This is a genomic window from Sodalinema gerasimenkoae IPPAS B-353 (assembly GCF_009846485.1).
Taxonomy (GTDB): domain Bacteria; phylum Cyanobacteriota; class Cyanobacteriia; order Cyanobacteriales; family Geitlerinemataceae; genus Sodalinema; species Sodalinema gerasimenkoae.
The window spans coordinates 2,825,713-2,846,514 of record NZ_ML776472.1 but is presented as its reverse complement, the minus strand read 5'-3'; the positions used below and the strand labels follow the sequence as shown (position 1 = coordinate 2,846,514).

Annotated in this window: 21 protein-coding genes; 10 read left to right on the top strand and 11 right to left on the bottom strand. The window is 51.8% G+C overall.

Features of this window, described 5'->3' with window-relative positions:
• Nucleotides 1-39: 39 nt before the first annotated feature.
• Nucleotides 40-1,116, bottom strand: coding sequence for a tocopherol cyclase family protein (locus L855_RS12440; RefSeq protein ID WP_159788469.1), 1,077 nt, complete (start codon nucleotides 1,114-1,116; stop codon nucleotides 40-42).
• Between the two features lie 39 nt (nucleotides 1,117-1,155).
• On the opposite strand from L855_RS12440, the gene L855_RS12435 reads away from it, so the two are divergent.
• A complete protein-coding gene (locus tag L855_RS12435) occupies nucleotides 1,156-2,334 on the top strand; it encodes a cysteine desulfurase family protein (RefSeq protein WP_159788467.1) in 1,179 nt (392 codons plus the stop codon).
• A 174-nt stretch (nucleotides 2,335-2,508) separates the two neighbouring features.
• Here the strand turns inward: L855_RS12435 and L855_RS21170 are convergent, their stop codons facing one another.
• Nucleotides 2,509-3,465, bottom strand: a complete 957-nt coding sequence (locus L855_RS21170; RefSeq protein ID WP_192924982.1) for an IS110 family RNA-guided transposase — start codon at nucleotides 3,463-3,465, stop codon at nucleotides 2,509-2,511.
• A 441-nt stretch (nucleotides 3,466-3,906) separates the two neighbouring features.
• Between L855_RS21170 and L855_RS12430 the strand changes: the two genes are divergently transcribed.
• The 5 genes from L855_RS12430 (at nucleotide 3,907) to L855_RS12410 (ending at nucleotide 8,392) form a co-directional block, all read left to right on the top strand.
• Nucleotides 3,907-4,257, top strand: a complete 351-nt coding sequence (locus L855_RS12430; RefSeq protein ID WP_159788465.1) for a DUF2442 domain-containing protein — start codon at nucleotides 3,907-3,909, stop codon at nucleotides 4,255-4,257.
• 188 nt (nucleotides 4,258-4,445) lie between these two features.
• On the top strand, nucleotides 4,446-4,739 hold the full coding sequence (locus tag L855_RS12425; protein WP_087709068.1) for a nucleotidyltransferase family protein: 294 nt from the start codon (nucleotides 4,446-4,448) through the stop codon (nucleotides 4,737-4,739).
• Complete coding sequence (locus L855_RS12420) at nucleotides 4,736-5,074, top strand: HepT-like ribonuclease domain-containing protein (protein WP_159788463.1); 339 nt, start codon at nucleotides 4,736-4,738, stop codon at nucleotides 5,072-5,074. Before L855_RS12425 ends, L855_RS12420 begins: the two co-directional genes overlap by 4 nt.
• Before the next feature lie 77 nt (nucleotides 5,075-5,151).
• Nucleotides 5,152-6,954, top strand: a complete 1,803-nt coding sequence (gene proS, locus L855_RS12415) for a proline--tRNA ligase (RefSeq protein WP_159788461.1) — start codon at nucleotides 5,152-5,154, stop codon at nucleotides 6,952-6,954.
• A 106-nt stretch (nucleotides 6,955-7,060) separates the two neighbouring features.
• Nucleotides 7,061-8,392, top strand: a complete 1,332-nt coding sequence (locus L855_RS12410) for a hypothetical protein (protein WP_246198843.1) — start codon at nucleotides 7,061-7,063, stop codon at nucleotides 8,390-8,392.
• 164 nt (nucleotides 8,393-8,556) lie between these two features.
• On the opposite strand, the gene L855_RS12405 is transcribed toward L855_RS12410, so the two are convergent.
• From L855_RS12405 to ndhM, 3 genes are all read right to left on the bottom strand, one after another.
• A complete protein-coding gene (locus tag L855_RS12405; RefSeq protein WP_159788459.1) occupies nucleotides 8,557-9,210 on the bottom strand; it encodes a GDYXXLXY domain-containing protein in 654 nt (217 codons plus the stop codon).
• The gene (locus L855_RS12400; RefSeq protein ID WP_159788457.1) at nucleotides 9,210-10,598 is read right to left on the bottom strand and encodes a DUF2157 domain-containing protein; all 1,389 of its coding nucleotides are present in this window, start codon (nucleotides 10,596-10,598) and stop codon (nucleotides 9,210-9,212) included. Before L855_RS12400 ends, L855_RS12405 begins: the two co-directional genes overlap by 1 nt.
• A 110-nt stretch (nucleotides 10,599-10,708) precedes the next feature.
• A complete protein-coding gene (gene ndhM, locus L855_RS12395; protein ID WP_159788455.1) occupies nucleotides 10,709-11,071 on the bottom strand; it encodes an NAD(P)H-quinone oxidoreductase subunit M in 363 nt (120 codons plus the stop codon).
• Between the two features lie 219 nt (nucleotides 11,072-11,290).
• On the opposite strand from ndhM, the gene L855_RS12390 reads away from it, so the two are divergent.
• Nucleotides 11,291-12,187 carry a hypothetical protein gene (locus tag L855_RS12390; RefSeq protein ID WP_159788453.1) on the top strand — a complete coding sequence of 299 codons (897 nt, stop codon included), beginning with the start codon at nucleotides 11,291-11,293 and terminating at the stop codon, nucleotides 12,185-12,187.
• 1 nt (nucleotide 12,188) lies between these two features.
• Here the strand turns inward: L855_RS12390 and L855_RS12385 are convergent, their stop codons facing one another.
• Genes L855_RS12385 through L855_RS12375 form a run of 3 tightly spaced genes read right to left on the bottom strand, consistent with a single transcriptional unit; the run spans nucleotide 12,189 to nucleotide 13,231 of the window.
• Nucleotides 12,189-12,842, bottom strand: a complete 654-nt coding sequence (locus L855_RS12385; protein WP_159788451.1) for a DUF4340 domain-containing protein — start codon at nucleotides 12,840-12,842, stop codon at nucleotides 12,189-12,191.
• Entirely contained in the window at nucleotides 12,832-12,978 is a 147-nt protein-coding gene (locus tag L855_RS12380; RefSeq protein WP_159788449.1) for a hypothetical protein, read from the bottom strand. The genes L855_RS12385 and L855_RS12380 overlap by 11 nt, the downstream gene beginning before the upstream one ends.
• On the bottom strand, nucleotides 12,959-13,231 hold the full coding sequence (locus tag L855_RS12375) for a hypothetical protein (RefSeq protein WP_159788447.1): 273 nt from the start codon (nucleotides 13,229-13,231) through the stop codon (nucleotides 12,959-12,961). Before L855_RS12375 ends, L855_RS12380 begins: the two co-directional genes overlap by 20 nt.
• A 160-nt stretch (nucleotides 13,232-13,391) precedes the next feature.
• On the opposite strand from L855_RS12375, the gene L855_RS12370 reads away from it, so the two are divergent.
• On the top strand, nucleotides 13,392-14,369 hold the full coding sequence (locus L855_RS12370; RefSeq protein ID WP_159788445.1) for a cysteine synthase A: 978 nt from the start codon (nucleotides 13,392-13,394) through the stop codon (nucleotides 14,367-14,369).
• A 16-nt stretch (nucleotides 14,370-14,385) separates the two neighbouring features.
• On the opposite strand, the gene L855_RS12365 is transcribed toward L855_RS12370, so the two are convergent.
• Nucleotides 14,386-15,246: a cytochrome c biogenesis protein CcdA gene (locus tag L855_RS12365; RefSeq protein ID WP_159788443.1), complete on the bottom strand. Its 861-nt coding sequence runs from the start codon at nucleotides 15,244-15,246 to the stop codon at nucleotides 14,386-14,388.
• A gap of 159 nt (nucleotides 15,247-15,405) precedes the next feature.
• The gene (locus L855_RS12360; RefSeq protein ID WP_159788441.1) at nucleotides 15,406-15,939 is read right to left on the bottom strand and encodes a TlpA family protein disulfide reductase; all 534 of its coding nucleotides are present in this window, start codon (nucleotides 15,937-15,939) and stop codon (nucleotides 15,406-15,408) included.
• A gap of 297 nt (nucleotides 15,940-16,236) precedes the next feature.
• On the opposite strand from L855_RS12360, the gene L855_RS12355 reads away from it, so the two are divergent.
• Together L855_RS12355 and L855_RS12350 are read left to right on the top strand one after the other, a co-directional pair.
• Complete coding sequence (locus L855_RS12355) at nucleotides 16,237-16,992, top strand: metallophosphoesterase family protein (protein WP_159788439.1); 756 nt, start codon at nucleotides 16,237-16,239, stop codon at nucleotides 16,990-16,992.
• Between the two features lie 98 nt (nucleotides 16,993-17,090).
• A complete protein-coding gene (locus tag L855_RS12350) occupies nucleotides 17,091-19,082 on the top strand; it encodes a chromosome segregation ATPase (RefSeq protein ID WP_159788437.1) in 1,992 nt (663 codons plus the stop codon).
• On the opposite strand, the gene L855_RS12345 is transcribed toward L855_RS12350, so the two are convergent.
• Entirely contained in the window at nucleotides 19,079-20,773 is a 1,695-nt protein-coding gene (locus tag L855_RS12345; RefSeq protein WP_159788435.1) for a glycoside hydrolase family 13 protein, read from the bottom strand. The genes L855_RS12350 and L855_RS12345 overlap by 4 nt on opposite strands.
• Nucleotides 20,774-20,802: the final 29 nt, after the last annotated feature.

The following is a 20,802-nucleotide window of genomic DNA, read 5'->3' as shown; positions in this document are numbered from 1 at the left end:
CTTAAAGCCTTCCCTAGAGGGCGATCGCAGTTGGGAGAGTTACCCGACAACCCAAGTCTCATTCCAAGGGCCACCGCCGACTTCTAAACCACATTGAGAACTCGTCGCCTCCAGAATTGTCTGATACTGTCCCTGACGACGCTGTTTAAGCTGTAGATGAACCTGACCTTTCATGGTATCGCGACAGGCGAAGACTAACCCCTCACGGGTGGGGGCCCGTAGCGGTGTTCCGGGTTCTTCCGTGGTTCCAGTCAGCGTCACCTCTAAATCTCCACTCCAGGCCTGGATTTTCCAAAATCCCCAGGGCGCAATCTCCCAGGTGACGGTTCCATTCCAGGGGACAAACTCATAAAATCGTCCCTCATGATGAATCCCCACCATGGCCACCGATTCCATCCAGGCCAGGACTTCTCGCCGGCCACCCCCGGCGGTGAGGGCTAAATTGGGTTCGTTGTCGAAGCTGTTGCAGTTAAACCAGAACCACTTTTGCGGAAACGATCGCCCCCAGTTCTTTTCCCCATAGGCGGGGACTTGGTTAAACTCATAACGCTCTCCGTTCCAGTCAATCCACCCCGTCGCCCAACCGTGGGCCATGAGAATTTGCCAACCGGGTTCAAAGATTTCTAGAAACGATAGCCAGCCCGCCGTGGATTGGCGATCGCCCCAACCATAGACCGGTTCAATGGTATATTGCCAAGTACAGTGATGGCCGCTGCCGGGGTCGTAGAGTTGCCCCTGATGCCAAGTTGCGGTGGCTTGATAGCCTTGTTTGACTTCAGCCTCGAAGGTATCGCGATCGATGAGTTTGGGGGGACTGGTGAGGGACGTTTGTCCCCAATGGCCCAGGCCCAGCCCCTTTTTCCAGCCCCAGAACTTGCTCACATCAGGAAACGTCCGACAGAGATACTCGTCACGAGGCCCGAGGATTTGCGCCCCGCCGCCACTATTGGATTCGCCGCCGATGGGATCTTCAATGGAATACATAAAGGCGAAGGTTTCCCCCGCTTCAGGAAGGGTAACGCGATAATACCAACCTTCAAAGAATTTGCGACTTTCCCCATCCCAGTGATAGCCACTGTGGGGAGTTGGTGCAGAACTGACCCTTGACCCTACCATAGAGAATATAGATGTGATGTTTTGGGAACTGTACGGCTGATGTCTCCACTCCAACAACGCCCGATTTATCTCGACGCTCACGCCACAACTCCTGTTGATGAGCGTGTGTTGGCGGCGATGCTGCCCTATTTTACTGAGTATTTCGGCAACCCTGCCAGTATTAACCATCACTATGGCTGGGAGGGGGAAGCGGCGGTGAAACAGGCCCGAGAGACGCTGGCGGCGGCGATTAATGCTTCTCCTGAGGAGATTATTTTCACCAGTGGGGCCACGGAGGCCAATAATTTAGCCCTCAAGGGGGTGGCGGAGGCCTATTTCAGCAAAGGACGGCATCTGGTGACGCTGGTGACGGAACATAATGCCATTTTAGACCCGATGGATTATTTGGAGTCTTTGGGGTTTGAGGTGACGCGGCTTCCGGTGAAGTCGGATGGGTTAGTGGATCTCGATGAGTTGGCGGCGGCGTTGCGGGAGGATACGATTTTAGTCTCGGTGATGGCAGCCAATAATGAGATTGGGGTGTTGCAGCCTCTGGCGGAGATTGGACAACTTTGTCGCGATCTCGGGATTCTCTTTCATACGGATGCGGCCCAGGCCATTGCTAAAATTCCTCTGGATGTTCAGGCCCAATATATTGATGTGATGTCCCTGACGGCCCATAAAATGTATGGCCCGAAGGGAATTGGGGCGTTATATGTGCGGCGACGCAATCCTCGGGTACGGTTGGCGGCCCAGTTGCATGGGGGTGGCCATGAACGGGGAATGCGATCGGGGACGCTGTATCCGCCGCAGATTGTCGGCTTTGCGAAGGCGGTGGAGTTGGGATTGGCCCAGATGGAGGAGGAATCGACGCGGTTGCGGGAGTTGCGATCGCAGTTGTGGGAACGTCTCTCGGTATTGGAGGGAATCCATCTCAATGGCCATCCCACGCAGCGACTTCCGGGGAATTTGAATGTCAGTTTTGAGGGGGTGGATGGCCAGGCGTTGTTGTTGGGATTGCAGCCGGTGATGGCGGTGTCGTCGGGTTCAGCTTGTACGTCGGTGAAGATTGAACCGTCTCATGTGTTGGCGGCGTTGGGCCGTGAGGAGTCGTTGGCCTATGCGTCGGTACGCTTTGGGATTGGCCGTTTTAATACGTTAGAGGAGATTGAGCGGGTAGCGGATCATGTGATTTCTACGGTTGAAGCCTTGCGGAAAGTGGCGGCGATCGCCCGTTAGTGACAGGGCGAAATTATAGTCACGGTAGCGACTGTCTTAATTGTCAAGGATAACGTGTTTGGGTGCATAATCTAGCTCTTGAGTCAAGGGGCTGCTTTAAAGAGCAGCAAAATCCTAGGCAGTTAACGGCTTGGCTTCTGTTACTGCCTCAATTGTCAAAGTATTCAAAGGTGGCTAAGGACGAGCTGCTGGGCTTTCTGAATACTGCCAGGGTCGATGATCTCGAACCATCGCATTCAACATGACCAGAAGTTTACGCAGACAGGCTGTTAAAGCTAGTTTTTTCGGCTTGCCTTTTTTGACGAGGCGTTCGTAAAAAACTTTAATAGCTGGATTATATCGCATGGCCACAACCGCCCCCATGTACAAAATTGCTCGGACCGGTGCCCGACCTCCTTGAATTCTTCGTTGACCTTTGTACTTGCCACTGTCAAAATTCAGGGGTGCTACACCGACCAAGCGAGCAATTTTCTTGGCACTGAGTTGACCCAGTTCGGGTAGGTCAGAAACCAAGGTAGTGGCAATCGCTTGACCGATGCCGGGCATGGTTTTAAGTAATTCGACTTTTGATGACCATTCCGCACAATTCTGAGTCAATTCCTCAATCTCGGCGTTGAGTTGTTCGAGACGTCCCCTGAGATAGTCTAGGTGAGCCTCGATATCCACCAAAGCCTTGCCACGTGCGCGACGACAACGATTTTTCTCAGCCGTTTGCATCTCAATGAGCTGACGCCGGCGACTCGTTAACTCTTGTAGTTGACGAGTCTCAGCCGAGCTCGATGCTAGAACCGGGGGCTTTAGGGCTTCGCCATAATACGCCAATGTTTGAGCATCAATCGCGTCAGTTTTAGCTAAACGACCAGTAGCTTTGGCAAAATCTCGACCTTGGCGGGGATTGATGACTGAAACGGGGAACTCGGCCTCTTGTAATTGAATGACCAGTTCCCTTTCTAGTTTCCCAGTCGCTTCGACCACAACTCGCTCGATCCGCTCGTTTTGCCAAGACTCGACGAGTTGGGCAATTTGGGTCGGGCTGTTGGGGATTTGGATGGCTTTTCCCAATGGACGAATGTAAACATCCAGAGTCTGTTGACTCACGTCAACTCCGATCCACTGAGGTGTCTTTGACATGATAGGTTCTCCTAAATTAGCTCTGTTAAGATGAACAAGACATCTTCTCAATTTCACTCATCCTTGCCTGATACGGTCTTTGGGATGAACCGAAATTTCGGACGTCCTTGACCCAGGCGACTGTTCGAGTTCAGTCGAGAAGATTACCTTGTAGTGACCCATGCTACCAAGCGGCCTTTTCCGACCTAGGGTGCGGCGGTCTACTATGTTTCTCAATATACAAGGGTGTGTTGCGGCTCAAACCCATTTAGAATTAAGACAACAATTTACAAGATGCCGCAACGCACCGGCTTGATAATCTGGCAAGGATTCATCATCGATATATCCTGGTATTTGTCGTCGGGTTCCCAAATCGGTGCGTTCCGGCTAAATTAATCTTGTTGCCAAAATCCAAGAATTGAACGAAGCCGGGATGCACCCTACCGCTGCCTATTTATTATTATGATCCAACCTCGAATTAATTGCGCCAAAGCAATTGAAAACCATAAGCTTTTGGTTGAATTTGATAATGGAGATATGCGGAAATATGATGTCTCTAGGTTGTTGAATAATCCTATGTTTGCCCTCTTGAAAAATCCTGCATTTTTTAGGGATTTTCGGGTTGAACCTGGAGGATATGCTCTCGTTTGGAATGAGGATATCGACATTAGTGAATACGAACTGTGGCAGAATGGAACTTCTGTTGCTGATGAAAATTGTTTTAGTCATCTTGAGGGCGTGCATTTCGATAGTCAAGATGACGGCGCTATTAAACCATCGAATCATCTTGGTCAATGTAATGAGTCACGGTAGGGTGTGTTGCGGCTCAAACTCGTGTAGAATCAAGACGACAATCTACAAGCTGCCGCAACGCACCGGCTTGATAATCTGGCTCTATTTAGAGCGTTCAAGAGTATTACAATGAAAGAGTCCACAGAACTAAATCGGGAAATTAAACGCCAATTCGCCAAGGTGGGCTTTGATTTAGAGGGGGTAACCTGATGACGCTATTAGCAACCTTGCAAAACAAACGAGAGCAAATTTTGGACATTGCCGCCAAGCATGGAGCCTACAACGTTCGGGTGTTTGGCTCGGTGGTGCGGGGCGAAGATACCCCAGACAGCGACATCGATTTTTTGATTGACTACGACTTAGAAAAAATAACGCCGTGGTTTCCGGTGGGGTTGATTCACGATTTACAGGACTTTTTAGGGCGAGATGTGGATGTGGTGACCGCTAAGTCGTTGCACCACTATATTAAAGAGCGGGTATTGTCGGAGGCCAAGCCCCTATGAAAGATCGTCGTTTGTACCTCGTTCACGTTCAGGACTGCCTGACTCGGATTCGAGACTATACCCAAGGGGGCAAAGCTGAGTTTATGCAAAATGGCATGGTGCAAGATGCGGTGTTGCGTAATCTCGAAATTATGGGCGAATCAGTGAAGAAGCTGCCGGAGGCCTGGAAGCAGAGCCAACCACAGGTGGAATGGGTGAAAGTAGGGGACTTTCGCAATGTGCTGGCCCATGACTATCTAGACGTTGACCTCGATATTGTTTGGAACATTATTGAAAATTATCTGCCGGGGTTGGAAGCGGCGGTGCGGAAGCTCATTGACGAGGTAAAGCCATGACGACGAAACTGGCAGCCCAGACACCCCGAAAACCGTAGTAAGATAACAAACGCCCATCGTAAGCCGAGCCAAACCCCATGCGACTGTCCCAAATGCTCCTCGTCACCCTGCGCGAAGACCCCGCCGAGGCAGAAATCCCCAGCCATAAACTCCTGTTGCGGGCCGGTTACATCCGACGAGTCGCCAGTGGCGTGTACGCTTACCTCCCCCTGATGTGGCGCGTCTTGCAGAAAGTGTCCGCCATTGTCCGTGAAGAGATGAACGCCACCGGCGCCCAGGAATGTCTACTTCCCCAACTGCAACCCTCCGAATTATGGCAAGAGTCGGGACGCTGGGACACCTATACGAAAGCTGAAGGGATTATGTTCGCTCTCACCGATCGCCAAGGCCGGGACATGGGACTTGGCCCCACCCATGAAGAAGTCATTACCGCGATCGCCCGCGACTGTATCCAATCCTATCGCCAACTTCCCCTTCACCTCTATCAAATTCAAACCAAGTTCCGGGACGAAATTCGCCCCCGCTTCGGCTTGATGCGCGGCCGGGAGTTCATTATGAAGGATGGCTATTCCTTCCATACCGACGAGGACAGCCTCAAACAAACCTACGCCGAGATGGATCAGGCCTATCGCAATATCATCCGCCGCTGTGGCTTAGCCTTCCAAGCCGTTGAAGCGGATTCTGGGGCCATTGGTGGGTCCGGTTCCCAAGAGTTTATGGTTCTGGCGGAGGCTGGGGAAGATGAGGTTCTCTATGTCGAGGATGGAAGTTACGCGGCCAACGTGGAAAAAGCTGTCTCGCTTCCCCCCGATGCTGAACCCTCACCGTTCACCACCTACGAGAAACGGGATACTCCCGACACCGCCACGATCGCCTCAGTCTGTGAGATGCTCAATTGTTCGCCGACTCAGGTGGTAAAAAATGTTCTCTATCAGGCGGTTTATGATACTGGAATTACGGTGTTGGTCTTGGTGAGTATTCGTGGCGATCGCGATGTGAATGAGGTCAAACTGCAAAATGAACTGACTCGCCGCGCTGGAGATTATAAGGCAAACGCCCTGATTTCTTTGGAGGTTCCTGATGCCGAAGCGCAACAAAAATGGGCGGCAAAACCTCTCCCCCTCGGCTACATTGCTCCGGATTTAGGAGATGATTGGATTCAGCCCCAAAAACAGGTTCATCCTAAGTTTTTACGCTTAGGAGATAATACCGTAAAAGACTTGACAAACTTCGTGACAGGTGCTAATGAAACGGGCTATCACGTGGTAGGCGCGAATTGGGGCGATACCTTTACCTGTCCGCCTCTGCTGGATTTAGATAAGGCTATGGCGGGCGATCGCTGTCTCAAAAACCCCGAGTTCACCCTACAAACCGCCCGAGGCATTGAAGTGGGGCATATTTTCCAATTGGGAACCAAGTATTCCCAAGCCCTGGGGGCAATGTTTACCGATGAAAACGGGAAAGGGAATCCCCTCGTGATGGGCTGTTATGGAATTGGGGTATCTCGTTTAGCCCAATCGGCCGTGGAACAGTCTCATGATAAGGATGGCATTATTTGGAATCCGGCGATCGCCCCCTATCATGCCATCATTACCGTTCCCAATATCAATGTCGAAGAACAGATGCAGGTGGCCGAACAACTGTACGAAGAACTCAACGCCGCCGGAGTGGAAACCCTCCTCGACGATCGCAAGGAACGGGCCGGCGTGAAGTTCAAAGATGCTGATTTGATGGGGATTCCCTATCGCGTGGTTACCGGGCGGGCGATCGCCAATGGCAAGGTTGAAGTGGTACAACGGGCCACCCAGGAGAAACAAGAACTGGAGATTTCCCAAGTTGTTTCAACTCTCAAAACCTGGCTTGAGGCGAGTCAACAGTAAACGGGTTGGGGTAACAATTTCGCAAAACTCAGATGAGATTGCGACAACAGAGGTTAGCTTGGGACATAGCGAGAGGTTCCCTTACCCCCTCTTGCAACAGTCATCCATGAGAAAACGTGCCATTGTCCTAGCCAGTTGTGCCGCCTTAGGCGTGAGTCTGTCCGCCTTGGCCGCCTCGGATTCCCACCCTAACCTCCCCAACCCTGAAGCCATGAGTGACGCTGATCGCGACTCCTTGGATACCTATCAGCAGTATCGTCAAGTTATCCAACGAACCACCGGGATGGTTCGCGATGACGCGGCCCGGTCTCTAGTGGACGAATATGGACTGAATATCGTCAACGTCATGTGGGAAGACAGCGCCCGCTACGACAACTCCTCCGTGGGCCCCAACATCAGCGATTTAACCATTCAAGTCCGGCACTATCACCCAGAACTACGGCGTTATGAACAGCATTTAATGCCCGTTATCCGTCATCCCAACTTTACTGATATAACCGCTGATATTCCCCTGAATCGGTTTCATCTGCTTGTGGGGAATCACAATGGGGGAGACTTAGAACGGGTTCCCTTGCGGGCCATCTTAGAAAATCTGCCGAACTATCTCCATAATCCCGACTCTTGGGCCAGTGAAATTCCCTCCCTGCTCGCGAAGCGGGATACTCATGTTCTCGTGAGTGCTCAGGCCTGTTTTCTCCCCATTCCTCAAGGAGACAAAGCCCAATTTAACCCAGTTTTGTTCAATTATCAGTCCTATCCCGGCGACCCGGCTGTACTAACACTTCTAGCCACCCGAGAAGGAACCAGTATCACCATTATCGACAACCGCGATGAAGATAATCTTCCCTATCGGGATGGGTTGGGACAACAACTATTTTTCAACCAAAATGGGCAACGGGCCCGACTCACAGGACAGCGCCTGAGCGATTTTCAGGCCCAGCAAGCCTCAGACGCAGAACCGACCGATGGGCCAACCCCAGAAGCGGCTGGGGAGTCAGGACTGAATATGGTCATGGTGATTCAGGTTCCCCTGAAGCAAAAAGAACCTATGATTGATGAGATGTGGGATATGCCAGTGCTACTAGCGGCCCCCGAAGAGGCGATGGATTTCAGTAGCGTTGAAGAGGCGGTGATTGGCCATGGGGAACCGGAAGGGCCATTTACGGAAATCGCCGGACTCCCCATTGAACGACACCCTGATTTTCCAATTCGGGTTACGGTGCAGTTTTACAAAGCCACCGATAATGGGATTTTGTCAGCCGAGGATGTGCAGGATATTCATGCACAAATCAACCGTGTTTATGAGGATGCCGATTATGTGGGCAGTTTAGTGGTGGGCGATCGCACTCAACGACCCACAGACTATCACGGAGACCATCAACAACCGAAAGAGTGGTGGCACAAATTCTGGGAACATTACTATCGCAATCAGGGGTGATGGCCCTTACTGTCGTCGGCGGTGCGTTCCGGCAAGTTTTAGCCGAGTGGTTAACATCCAAAATGAGCTGATGCCGGGACGCACCCTACGCCCTCTTTTCCGTTCCCCTCCAAGGAGGGGTGCCCGAAGGGCGGGGTGGGTTCTCCGGTGTTCCCTTCTTCTGCCTAAAACTCATAATTCTCCTCCCCTACCCATAAACTAATCGGAACCGCATGAGCGCGATCGCTCACCTTAACTTGAACCACAAACGATTCCGGTTCCTCCATCTGAATTTGGCTGATTCGATTGTTGATGTCATTGCGTTGGTGTTCCGGCATATAATACCGTTCCAAACCATAGACAATTTGCCAATTGCGATGTTGTCCTCGCAAGGCAATTTGATTAGAGGCTAAATCATCAGGACGCTCAGCACTGACAGCGACGGGAACCCAGGGGAGTGGACGTTCTCCGGGGGCGGCGACTTCGCTTGGCTCTTCGAGAATCACGTAGAAGTCAAAATGGCGATCGCCATAGAGGGGAGTATTAAACAGTTCATTACCGCCGGGAAGTTCCTGGAGTCGCTGGCGTTGAGAAATCTCATAACTGAGGGTTTGATAATAGCCCCGCAACATATCATAGGGGTCAACCGGTGCCGTTTGTAAAACCACTGGAGTTCCGGTGATTACCGTATGGGCATCACGGGCGGGAACCGCTAGAATTAGGAATCCCTGGAACAGTAAGGGGAGCCAAAACCGCCATTGAGAAAGGCCACGGGGTTTCCGTTGAACCTCAATCTCGGGTTGAGTCTCCACGGGGTTGGGGATTAAATCTTCTGTCATCAGTTGTGCTCCTGAAGTTGAGGATGAGAGGTAGAGGTGTGATGGTGAATGTTGCGCTCAAACCAAAGTCCCGCCAAAATGACACCCACACCACAGGCGCCAAACACCACGGCTTTGGTCATTAGGGCAGTGTTATATTCCAGGGTGCGGGTCATAATCCCAATAATCAGTAGGATCATGCCACCCCAAAATCTGCGACGACTCCCCAATGCGAGTCCATCGCGAATGGCGGCGATCGAAAGAACAAAAAAGAGAATATTGAATAATAAGGGTCCCAAAACCACCAAGGGGGCCAGGTTTAAATGAGTGTATAGACTTCCCCCTGTCAGGAGCAGCATCACCAAGATGACCCCAGTATTGAGCGATCGCTCTTGAGTCAGGCTAAACTGAGACCCTTGGCGGCATACCTTCAACCACAGCCAAATGGTTAGGGTAGAACAGATGAGAATGTCTACTAGGAACTGAGTTCCCCAGGAGAGTCGAAACATCTCCGGCGGAATTGACATCGAAGCCCAGCCGTTAAAGGACAAGACATAAAACAGGATTGCCAGCCAAATTAAGGCGATTTTCTGGGCGATACTCTGAAATGCGGGTTCAATCCATTTTTTCGGAGATTGAACGCTATATGCCCAGAGAAGTGCCGCTGGTAAGACAACTGCCATCTCCCCTCTCCAACTCCCAATCGCCGTCAGATTGACCAGGAAGGAAACACTAAAGAGTAACGCCCCCAAACCAAAGGTAAAGCGGGAACGACTGCGATGAGCTAAAGGCACAATCAAGGCAAGAGTTAACAGGGGCATATGGACGATCGCCAGATGGAAGCTTGTCAAATCCTGGGCCGTAATGGCATCGAAAATCCCCCGCAGATAGCCAAATCCCACTAACAGCACCGAGAGAATACTTAAGGCGGGCATGGCTAAACTCAGAGCCATCAGCAAAACAGCTAGGCCCCAAACTAAAAAGAGTTCATAGAGTTCTCCACTCTGATGAAACATTTGGGACACGAGGGAGATATTTGCCCCCAGAGTTAACCCCCCCAGAAGCAGCAGAGCCGCCCCCAGTTTTTTAAGCCCCGTTTGCGAGGGGTCACGCCATAGATAAAAACCGATGGTATTGATGGCTAAAAACGTTGCCATCAAGAGAATTACCTTGACCTCGCGACTCCAAACCGTCCAGTTGGCCGCGACGAAGGTAATCACCCCCAAGCCTAGGAGAATTCCTCCTAGACTAATGAGGATGGTGGTAAAGCTGCTGCGGGCGTTCGCCTCAATGTCGCGGAACTGATAGCGCGTTGCCAGAGTCTCGTACAGTTGGGCGTCAATCAAGCCCTCACGCCACCAAACTTCGGACTCCTGACGAAGTTGGCGGCGGAATTTCTCTGAAGCCATCTTAAACCGACTCCCCATGTGATTAGGTTGTCTTCAGCTTAAGCTCAGCCCCCCAAATTTAAGGTAGGGAATAGACAGTTTTTTGTTAAAAAAACAACTCAGAAACTGTCCTAAGCAGGGGACTGGGTGAGGGGGTTCTCGTTTTCGTCCACTCGCGGTAGTCCAAGACTATAGTTGCGTACCGGCGCACCCAGGTTATAGCTGAGGTCACCCTGCTGCAACATTGCGCGCACAAAATGTTCTAAATCTGAGCCAATGCGACGGATGTTGTACTCAGTTAAATCCTCACCGGCACTGGCGGCTACCAATTCCTCAAACTTGTCATAGACCCGTTGCACTGTCTCATCCGTCCAAACCAGTTCATTATCTGGATCAATATCAATGGTCAGTTTATCGGGGCTAGGGACAATATCTCTCCCTTCAATTTCAGCCGTAAAAATGCGAATGTGGCGGGTCGTGGATTTTAGCAGCATGGGTTGAGATGGACGTAGAACGACAGATGAAATTTAGGTAAACTGGGTCAAAACCTCTCAGACAGTCGCCTGAGTCAGGGATTATCCCGATTTTGTACCCCTCATTGTAGCGGTCTGGTTGCCATGGGGACAATGTTTCTACCCTTGAGGGGAGGAGATTGGCCAAGAGTCCTGCTAGGATTGAGGGCAGTAGTTGGTCAGAGTATTAGATAAAACAACGTGAAAGACCCGTTTGTGCGATCGCCTCGTGGAGTTGATCCAGCAGACAACATTGTTCAGCAAGCCCGCCAAGGCAGTATTGCTGCGATTGTCCAGGTGTTGAATGACAACCTGACCGACCTGGGTGTGCGCACTCGGGCCGTGTTTGCTGAGGGTTGGCTGCAACTCCTCTGTGAGTCGCCTCAGGCCCAAGGCCTGGATATTGATGAGGTCGTCGAGCGGATTCAAGAGTTACTCGAAAGTATTTCTGCGCGCAACATTCGTCGGGTGAATATCTACTGTCGGGTGGCCCGAGAAGAACAACTCCTGTGGCTCGATGAGATTCGTCGCGATCCTGAGAATCAGCTTTTGTGGTCGAAGTCCATTTCCATTCGACGCCCCAATCTCGTGCAACGGCTCCTCAATCCCCAGCGTCGGCCGACTGGCCCCCGCAAAGTGGCCCTACCGCGACGGCTACAACCTTCCCAACCTCGGAATCCAGAACGCGATCGCCAACTGCTGATTGGCAGCATCATTTTTATTCTGGTGCTGTTACTCGGCGGAATCTGGGCCTATCGAACTTGGATTTCCTCGTTACCCTCAGATTCAACGGATCTCCCGGCCGATGATCCCTCGACTCCCAACGATACCTCTCCCCCGCCACCTCCGCCTCAACTGGATGCCTTTGCTCAAGCGGTGACCTTGGCGGAACAGGCCTCGTTTGCCGGACAGACCGCAGAAACTCGGGCGGAGTGGTTGGATTTAGCCGCCAAGTGGCAACGAGCGGCTGATCTCATGGCCCAGGTTCCCCCAGATGATTCTCGGTACCAGACCGCTCGCGATCGCACTCAACTCTATCGCCAAAATAGCCAAGTGGCTCAACAACGAGCGGAACAGGTCGAACAAACGGACGATTAAATTAATCCCCCACATTTTCCTCCATCTCAGGAGAGTCGGATTCCTCCGCTGCTTCAGTCTCAGGCTCATCTGGAGGGGTTTCCTCTTCAGGCATCTCCTCTTGGGGGGTCTCCTCTTGAGGGGTTTCCTCTTCAGGCTCGTCTGGAGGCGTTTCTTCTTCAGGTATCTCCCCTTCAGGCTCATCTGGAGGGGTTACCTCTTGAGGGATTTCCTCTTCTGGAGAAGCCGGTAGGGGTTGAGCCTGCCAATCCTCACGGGAGCGATTCACCGCATTTTCGACATTGAGGGGTAGGAGGATAATAGACACCTCACGGGAGTCGGTCGTCTCCTGCGCCTCCTCAGACTCAGTCTCCTCATTCAGGGTATCCCCGAGAGTCTCATCCCCCGTTCGAACCCATCCATAGACAAAACTGCCCGTAAAATCGCGATCGCCCACCCATAACTCCTGAGTTTCGCCATCGTCCAACTCAATGCGAAGACGAGCGCGGGGACTGTCCAAGCCATACTCCCCGAGATTATCCGCCGTTGTCACAATGGGGCGATCGCTGCGAGCATTCTCCAACACCATCAACAGAAACGAAACATAGGCATCATTGGCCGGGTTGGCCTCCCCTTGAGGTTCTCCATCCTCAAGCATCACATACTTACGAAACATAGGCATCATTGGCCGGGTTGGCCTCCCCTTGAGGTTCTCCATCCTCAAGCATCACATACTGCCAATCTGTCGTACTCAAACGCGTTTCATCCTCCGACGGAATCTCCAACGGCTCGTCAAGCTTCGTTAACTGCACCTGTCGTACTCAAACGCGTTTCATCCTCCGACGGAATCTCCAACGGCTCGTCAAGCTTCGTTAACTGCACCGTATAGTCGGCGCGAGTCAGAGTCATCTGGCGAATCGCACTCGCCTCAAAGCGAAAGGCCCGTTGTTCCTCCTGACGTTGACGTTCAAACTCCGGGGCGATCGCCCCCTCATACAACAGCACCCCACCCCCAAAAATCACCGCCAACAGCAATAACACCTGAGTCGATCGCTTTAATTTCATGTCTCTCTCCTCCAGAACTCATTTTAATCTCAACCCTGAAGCCGATAGAATAACAACAGCCCATACCTAGGATTCTCGGCTCTGGGTTGAGAGCTACAAATCCAGGCCAGACCCCAGTTGGGCGGTTTTCCCAATCGAACCACACCTAACATCTACATTTATGGATATCCAGAACGGCTTTGTCGGCACCGTCGGCAACACTCCCCTGATTCGTCTCAACAGCTTTAGTGATGAAACAGGGTGCGAAATCCTCGGAAAAGCCGAATTTCTCAATCCGGGTGGCTCTGTCAAAGACCGGGCCGCTCTCTATATTATCGAAGATGCCGAAGCTCAAGGGCATCTCAAGCCTGGCGGAACCGTGGTAGAAGGCACAGCCGGCAACACCGGGATTGGACTAACTCATATTTGTAACGCGAAAGGCTATAAATGCCTAATTGTCATCCCAGAAACCCAGTCTCAGGAAAAAATGGACACCCTCCGCACCCTAGGGGCCGAGGTGCGGCCGGTTCCCGCAGTTCCTTACCGCGATCCCAATAACTACGTCAAACTCTCGGGCCGTCTGGCAGAGGAGATGGAAAACGCCATCTGGGCCAATCAGTTTGATAACCTCGCCAACCGTCGAGCCCATTATGAAACCACGGCCCCAGAAATTTGGGCCCAAACCGATGGCAACATTGATGCCTGGGTTTCGGCCACAGGAACTGGGGGAACCTATGCGGGGGCGGCGATGTTTTTTAAGGAGAAAAACCCCAAGGTCAAATGTGTGGTGGCTGACCCCATGGGCAGTGGTTTATACAGCTATGTGAAGACCGGCAAAATTGACACCAGCGGCAGTTCCATTACGGAAGGGATTGGTAATAGTCGCATTACCGCCAATATGGAGGGCGCACCTATTGATGATGCCATTCAGATTGACGATACGGAAGCCCTGCGAGTCGTCTATCAACTTCTGCGTCAGGATGGCTTATTTATGGGGGGTTCTGTGGGCATCAATGTCGGAGCGGCGGTGGCCTTGGCTAAGGAACTTGGGCCCGGTCATACCATTGTCACGGTGTTATGCGATAGTGGCTCCCGCTATCAGTCGCGATTGTATAACCCAGACTGGCTAGCGGCTAAGGGTTTGGCCCTGTCAAGTTGAGGAGTTAGGGGTATTTCTAACTGCCGATAAACCAGCGAGTTCCAGTCCAAAGATAATAGACTCCGGTCAACATCAACGCCACTGTTCCAAAGCGAATGACCGCCTCGGAATGTTTCAGGATCTGCCGGCTTTGTTTGGCTAACCCTGTAAACAAACTGGCGAGGAAAATAACGGCTGTATAGCCCAGGGCATAACTGACCATGGTGAGGGTTCCTAGCATTTGGGAACCCGTCGCGGCCGCTGCTGCTAGAACGGCAAATAACACGGGACTGGCACAGGGGGAACTGACCAGGGCAAAGGTCAGTCCAACCCCATAGGGACCCGCTTTAGGAAGATGTATATTGGTTTGGGGTAGGGGGAGTTGAATCACCCCCAGAAGCCATAACGCCATTAGGGCCATGAGTAAGCCAACGGTGATGTTGATATAGCCTCGGTAGTCCACCATTACGGCCCCGGCGAAGGAGGAAACTAAGCCAAAAAGACTCAAAATGGTCACTGACCCCAACACGAATAACCCGGCTTTTTTGAAGGCATCCCAGCGGGAGTTAATGTTAAGGGTGCCGATATAGCTGAGATTGACCGGCAACAGGGCTAAAATACAGGGGGAAATGCTCGCTAGCAGCCCTCCGGTGAAGGCTAAGGTCAGCAGGACAGGAGGATGAGTGGTGTTTTGTTGTTGGAACCATTGCTGATACCGATGTTCAACGGATGAGATGAGATGTTCCAACGGCCGCCCCAGACTGGCTCCGAACGTGATGACGAGAACTAAGGCCAAGGTTCCTAACACCAGGTAGGGCCACCATCGTTTCGCGGCTTTGAGGAGAGATTTGTCTGGACGGGATTTGGACAGGACTGAGGAGTCTTGGGGTTTTACCATTGCGTTGGCCTAGAAAAAGAGCAGTTCGGGACATCCAATCACTCGTTGGAGTCGCCGTGATGGGGATGAGAACGTGCATCAGCAATTGAGCGTCTTGATTCGAGTCATGAATAGCGGCCAGATATTGGATGCACGTTCTAACCTCCCAGGATGGAGCGTCTATTGGATCACCGGATCTAATACGGTGGTGTAGTCCTCTAGGTTGGGATTGTTTCGATGCTGGGCTAGAATGCGTCCGGTCTCGGGTTCGACAATGGTTAACATCCCCGTTTGCGACTTGTTGGCCTCTAGAAATTCCTGTAAGCCGAGTTCCTTGGCCTTGGCTTCTGCTTCAGCGGTGGTGCTGCGATCGCTGACATCCAAGATCACGAAATTAACCGTCTCGTCATAGTCTTCTTTGAGTTGTGCCAAAGTCGGTGCAATATTCTCGCAGGCGGCACACCAAGTAGCAAATACATCAACTAAAACGGGTTTCCCATGCAATTCGGAGGCTAAGGGCCCTCCCACTGACGCGTGGGAGTTCCCGGCACAGGGGTCTCCGGCACAGGGGTCTCCGGCACAGGGGTCGCCAGCACAGGGGTCTGTTACCCCGGCTGGGGCCTCTTGTCCCGCACAGGGGTTCGCGCAGCCAAATGCCAGTCCTAAACCCAGGATGGAGGCAATGGAAATGTTAGCTAGATAACGGACTTTCATCGATATATCTCCCAAAAACAACGTCGTCGTGGAGGACGACCACTGTTTCGGGTACGCTTGCGATGATGATTCGGTTTTCTGCCGGAGTGTTTGGTGCGGATGTCCGGGGCTGACATGAACATCCACAAGCCTAGGTAAGTCCCGAATCCTCATCAAAACTTTAGAGAATCGACATCTTAGGGGGGATTGCTGTCGATATACTTGGACTAGGGAAACTATATTTTTTGGGAAGAAAATAGAGAACTCACCACTTTCCCTCTCAAGTTCAAGGCTTCTTCCTACCATAGGACTTCTCCCATGTCAACCCATCCTCGACAAATTGTAATTGGTGACGTTCATGGTCATTACGACACCCTGATACGATTGCTAGACAGTCTTGGGCTACAAGAGGGCGATCGCGTGGATTTTTTGGGAGATCTCATCGATCGCGGTCCCGCGAGTTGTCAAGTGGTTGAGTTGATTATGTCCCATCCCTCCTATCATGCGATTCGGGGCAATCATGAGGAGATGATGCTCTCGGCGTTAGTCTACGGTCGAGAGGATGACCGTTATTTTGACTTTTGGCTCAGTGGGGGCGGTGATATGACGTTAGAAAGCTATCCCAACTCGGGCCTGATGTACGACCATTTGGATTGGCTTGAATCCCTACCGGCCTACCGAGATCATGGAGATATCTGGCTGGTTCATGCCGGAGTGGACCCCCATCGTCCTCTGGAGGAACAGTCGAGTCAAGAATTTTGTTGGATTCGCGATGTCTTCCATCGCCAAACAACTCCCTATTTTGTCAATAAGCTCATCATCATTGGTCATACCATTACCTTCACGTTCCCTGGGGTGCAATGTGGGCAGTTGGTTCAAGGCTGTGGGTGGCTCGGGATTGATACGGGAGTGTATACCCTCGAAAGTGGCTGGCTGACGGCTCTGGATGTGACCCATAAACAGGTGTATCAAGCTAATGTGTGGCAAGAAAGCCTGCGATCGCTCCCCTGGGAAGACATCGTTGTGACCATTGACCCCAATCGGGTGCGTCGCCGTCGCTTTGCTTTAAAGTGATCCCGAAGAAAAGACAATGTTAGGATAGCCTCTGTGATGACTGGCCATCTCGATCGCAGGTTGCGATCGCAGCCGCTCAACTTAAAGGGGTTTTGGTGATGAGGAAAAAGACAAACCTATCGTTAGAGCGATCGCTCCGAGAGCCTAACGCGGCAACTCAGACGACTCGCCCGGAGGAATCCTCCGTCGCACGTCGGCAACAACGTCCCCAACGCTCTTGGACATCCTGGCTCCCTGGGTGGCAGTTCTGGACGCTCCTGTTCGGGGTAGGGACCATTGGCACAGCGATTACTGCTTCGGCGTTGCTGCTGAGTTTACCGAGTGTTCCCAATTGTCCGCGTATTTTCTGGCCCACGGCCTCGGCCTCCATGCGTCTCTATTGCGGCCAGTTGGCAGCCAATAAGAAAACGGTGGATGATATCCTAGAGGCGATCGCCCTCGTCAGCGAACTCCCTGATGATCATGGCCTACGTCCGACGATCAACGCCCAAATTGAGGAATGGACCCAAGAACTTCTCGATTTGGCGGAAACCTCGTTTCATGAGGGGAGACTAACGGAAGCTATTGATACGGCCCGGCGCATTCCCACCCATGAACTGTCTGAGAGCGCTCAAGGGGTGATTGAACCGGTCATTGAACAGCAGATTGAGGACTGGAAGCGGATTTGGACGGAAGCAGAAGACCTTTATGCTGAAATTGAGGATCATCTGCAAAACCGCCGCTGGAATTTAGCCTTTTCCGCCGCGACTCGCTTACGTTCGGTGCAGAATCACCATTGGCGGGTGACGAAGCAGGAGGAGATTAGCCAGCGGGTGCAACAGGCCCGGGATGATACGAATAAACTAGCCAACGCTCGTAATTTGGCGAACCGCCGCACCATGGATGATATTCTCGAAGCCATTTCCATGGCTGAAGGGATTGGCCTAGACTCCTTTGCCTACTCCAGTGCTCAAGATGCCTTAAAAGAGTTTGGACGGACGATGTTGGACTTGGCAAATGCCCAACTTGAGGCGCAAAACTTGACTGAAGCGATCACCATCGCCCGGCGGGTTCCAGCCAGTACCCAGTTGAAAGAGGAAGCCAACGATTTTGTAGTCTTAGCTCGCGGTGAGTTTATGGCCTGGCAACCTAGTGTTCGGAACCTGGAAAATGCCATTGCTCAAGCTCAGCGGATTCCCCTAGATAGTCCTCTCTATAGTCGCGCTCAGACTCGAATCCGTCAGTGGCAAGGGGCGATCGATCAGGTGGCGGTTTTGGAACGGGCCCGTAATACCGCCCGCACGGGAAGTACAGCAGATTTAACGACGGCAATTTCTCAGGCGGAACTGATCTCAAATTCGACCCCGGTCTATGATCAGGCTCAGGAGGAGATTGATCGCTGGCGCACGCAACTGCAAACCCGTCAGGATCGCCCGATTCTACAACGGGCTGAAACCCTGGCCCGACAAGGGAACTATCAACAGGCGATCGCCCAAGCCCAACAAATTAGTAGTTCACGGGCCCTCTATAATGATGCCCAAGCTCAGATTAATCGCTGGCAACAGACGATTAGTGAGCAACGCGATCGCCCCATCTTCAATCGGGCTGAACGGCAGGCCAATGCGGGCAATCTGCGGGAGGCGATCGCCACGGCCCAACAAATTCCCTCCAGCAGCGCTCTCTCTGGGGAAGCACAAACGGCGATCGCCCGCTGGAACAGCGCTCAGCGCGATCGCGATCTCCTAGATCAAGCCTATCGCCTGGCCGATAATGGTTCGGCGGAATCCCTAGAATCGGCAATTCGCACCGCCAACAGCATCACCAACTATAGCGGTCAACGCCCGGATGCGGATGTGCTGATTCGTAATCTCAGTTGGGAACTTCTCGAACTGGCTCAGTCTCGGGCTTGGAGTAGTCTCAGTGCGGCGATCGAGACGGCTGAACGCATCCCCAGATTTACGGAGGCTCACAGCGAGGCTCAGCGATTAATTCGCGATTGGAATGCCCAACTGAATCCCCCACCACCAGCCCCCGAACCGGAAATCGATTTAGATCGCAAGTTTGAGGATGGGGTTCCCATTGATTGGGGCAACCCTATCCCCAGTGATTAATCTCCTGCGCCCTGCTGTTTGCCAAATAGGCAGATATCAAAGGACTGGAGAGTGTCAGGAAGGGTCATCACCGCATTGGTGTCATAGTGATTCGACAGTAACACCGTCCAATTGTCTCGCTCTAGAGGGACATCTAAATCGAGGGGTTTTTGGAAGGAGAAGTTGATAAGCACCAGAATCGACTCCTCCTCCGTTTCCCGTAGATAGACGAGATGTTCATGGGGATAGTGAATCAGCGATCGCCAACTCCCCCGTTGTAAGGCGGGATGTTTCTGATAAAGCTGAATCAAACGCCGGTAGAAGTTCAGGAGGGAATCGGGGTTTTTCCAGGCGTTTGCCACATTTAAGTCTTTGTAATTAGGATGCAGCGGTAGCCAGGGTTCGAAGTCTTTGCCGAAACTGAACCCCGCTTGGGGGGAGTCATCCCATTGCATGGGAGTTCGCGAACCATCCCGCTGTTCGGGAACTTCGCCACTGGTACTCGGGGCGATCGCCTTATCCCGTAATTTCTCCGGGGGAATCTCTCGATGATCCACCATGCCCAATTCCTGGCCATAATAGAGGACTGGTGTGCCTCGCACCGTTAACAATAGGGTGGCCGCGGCTTGGGCGATCGCATGGGAGTCGATACAGAGACTACATTCAACCCAGCGGGAAAGATGGCGCGGGATGTCATGGTTATCGAAAAAGTACACCGGTTGCGCTCCCGGAGGCGTCACCAATTCCTTATGTTCAATTTCCCGTTGTAAATAGCCCGGATACCAAGGACTAAAGGCAAATTCAAAAGTAAAAGGTAGATGAAGTTCGTCGTTATGGGCACCGTAAAATGTGTTGGACTCATACAGGCGATTGTCGATGAAGGTTTCGCCAATCAACAGGCGATCGCCATACTCATCTAAAATGCTGCGAATCTCCCGAACAATTTCATGGTTTTCGGGTAGGTTTTTTTCATAAAGATGATGATAGTTGTTATAGTCATTCTTATCATTTGTCCCGAACTTTAAGGGATTGTCACGAAAATATTTATCCTTACTATAGGCACTCGACGCATCAAGGCGGAATCCATCCACTCCCTTGTCTAGCCAAAAGCGAATCACCTGATAGATTGCCTCGCGAACCTCTGGGTTGCGCCAGTTTAAATCTGGTTGGTTCTTATTAAAGGTGTGAAAATAATACTGCTTTCGACTCTCGCAATACGTCCAGCCCGTGCCCCCAAAATACGAGAGCCAGTTATTCGGAAGGTTATCCTTGTAACCTTCCTGCCACAAATACCAATCGGCTTTGGGATTCTCACGACTCTGTTGCGACTCTAAAAACCATTCATGTTGATTGGAAGTATGGTTGAGAACTAAATCTAAAATAACTTTAATATCTCGTCGATGACATTCTGCCATCAACTGCTCAAAATCTGCCATTGTCCCAAACATCGGGCAAATTTCAGTGTAGTTACTCACATCATAGCCATTGTCCATCATGGGGGACTCATTGATCGGAGACAACCAAATAGCATTAATCCCTAACGAGGTTTCACTCTCAAGATTGCCATCATTGAGATAATCTAATCGCTGAATAATTCCTTGAATATCCCCAATTCCGTCACCATTGGCATCCGCAAAAGTTAAGGGGTAAATCTGATAAATAATTCCCCGTTCCCACCAAGCTTGTTCGGTTTTCGTTTCTGGTTTCGTCATTACAGCGATTTCTATCCATAGCAATAATC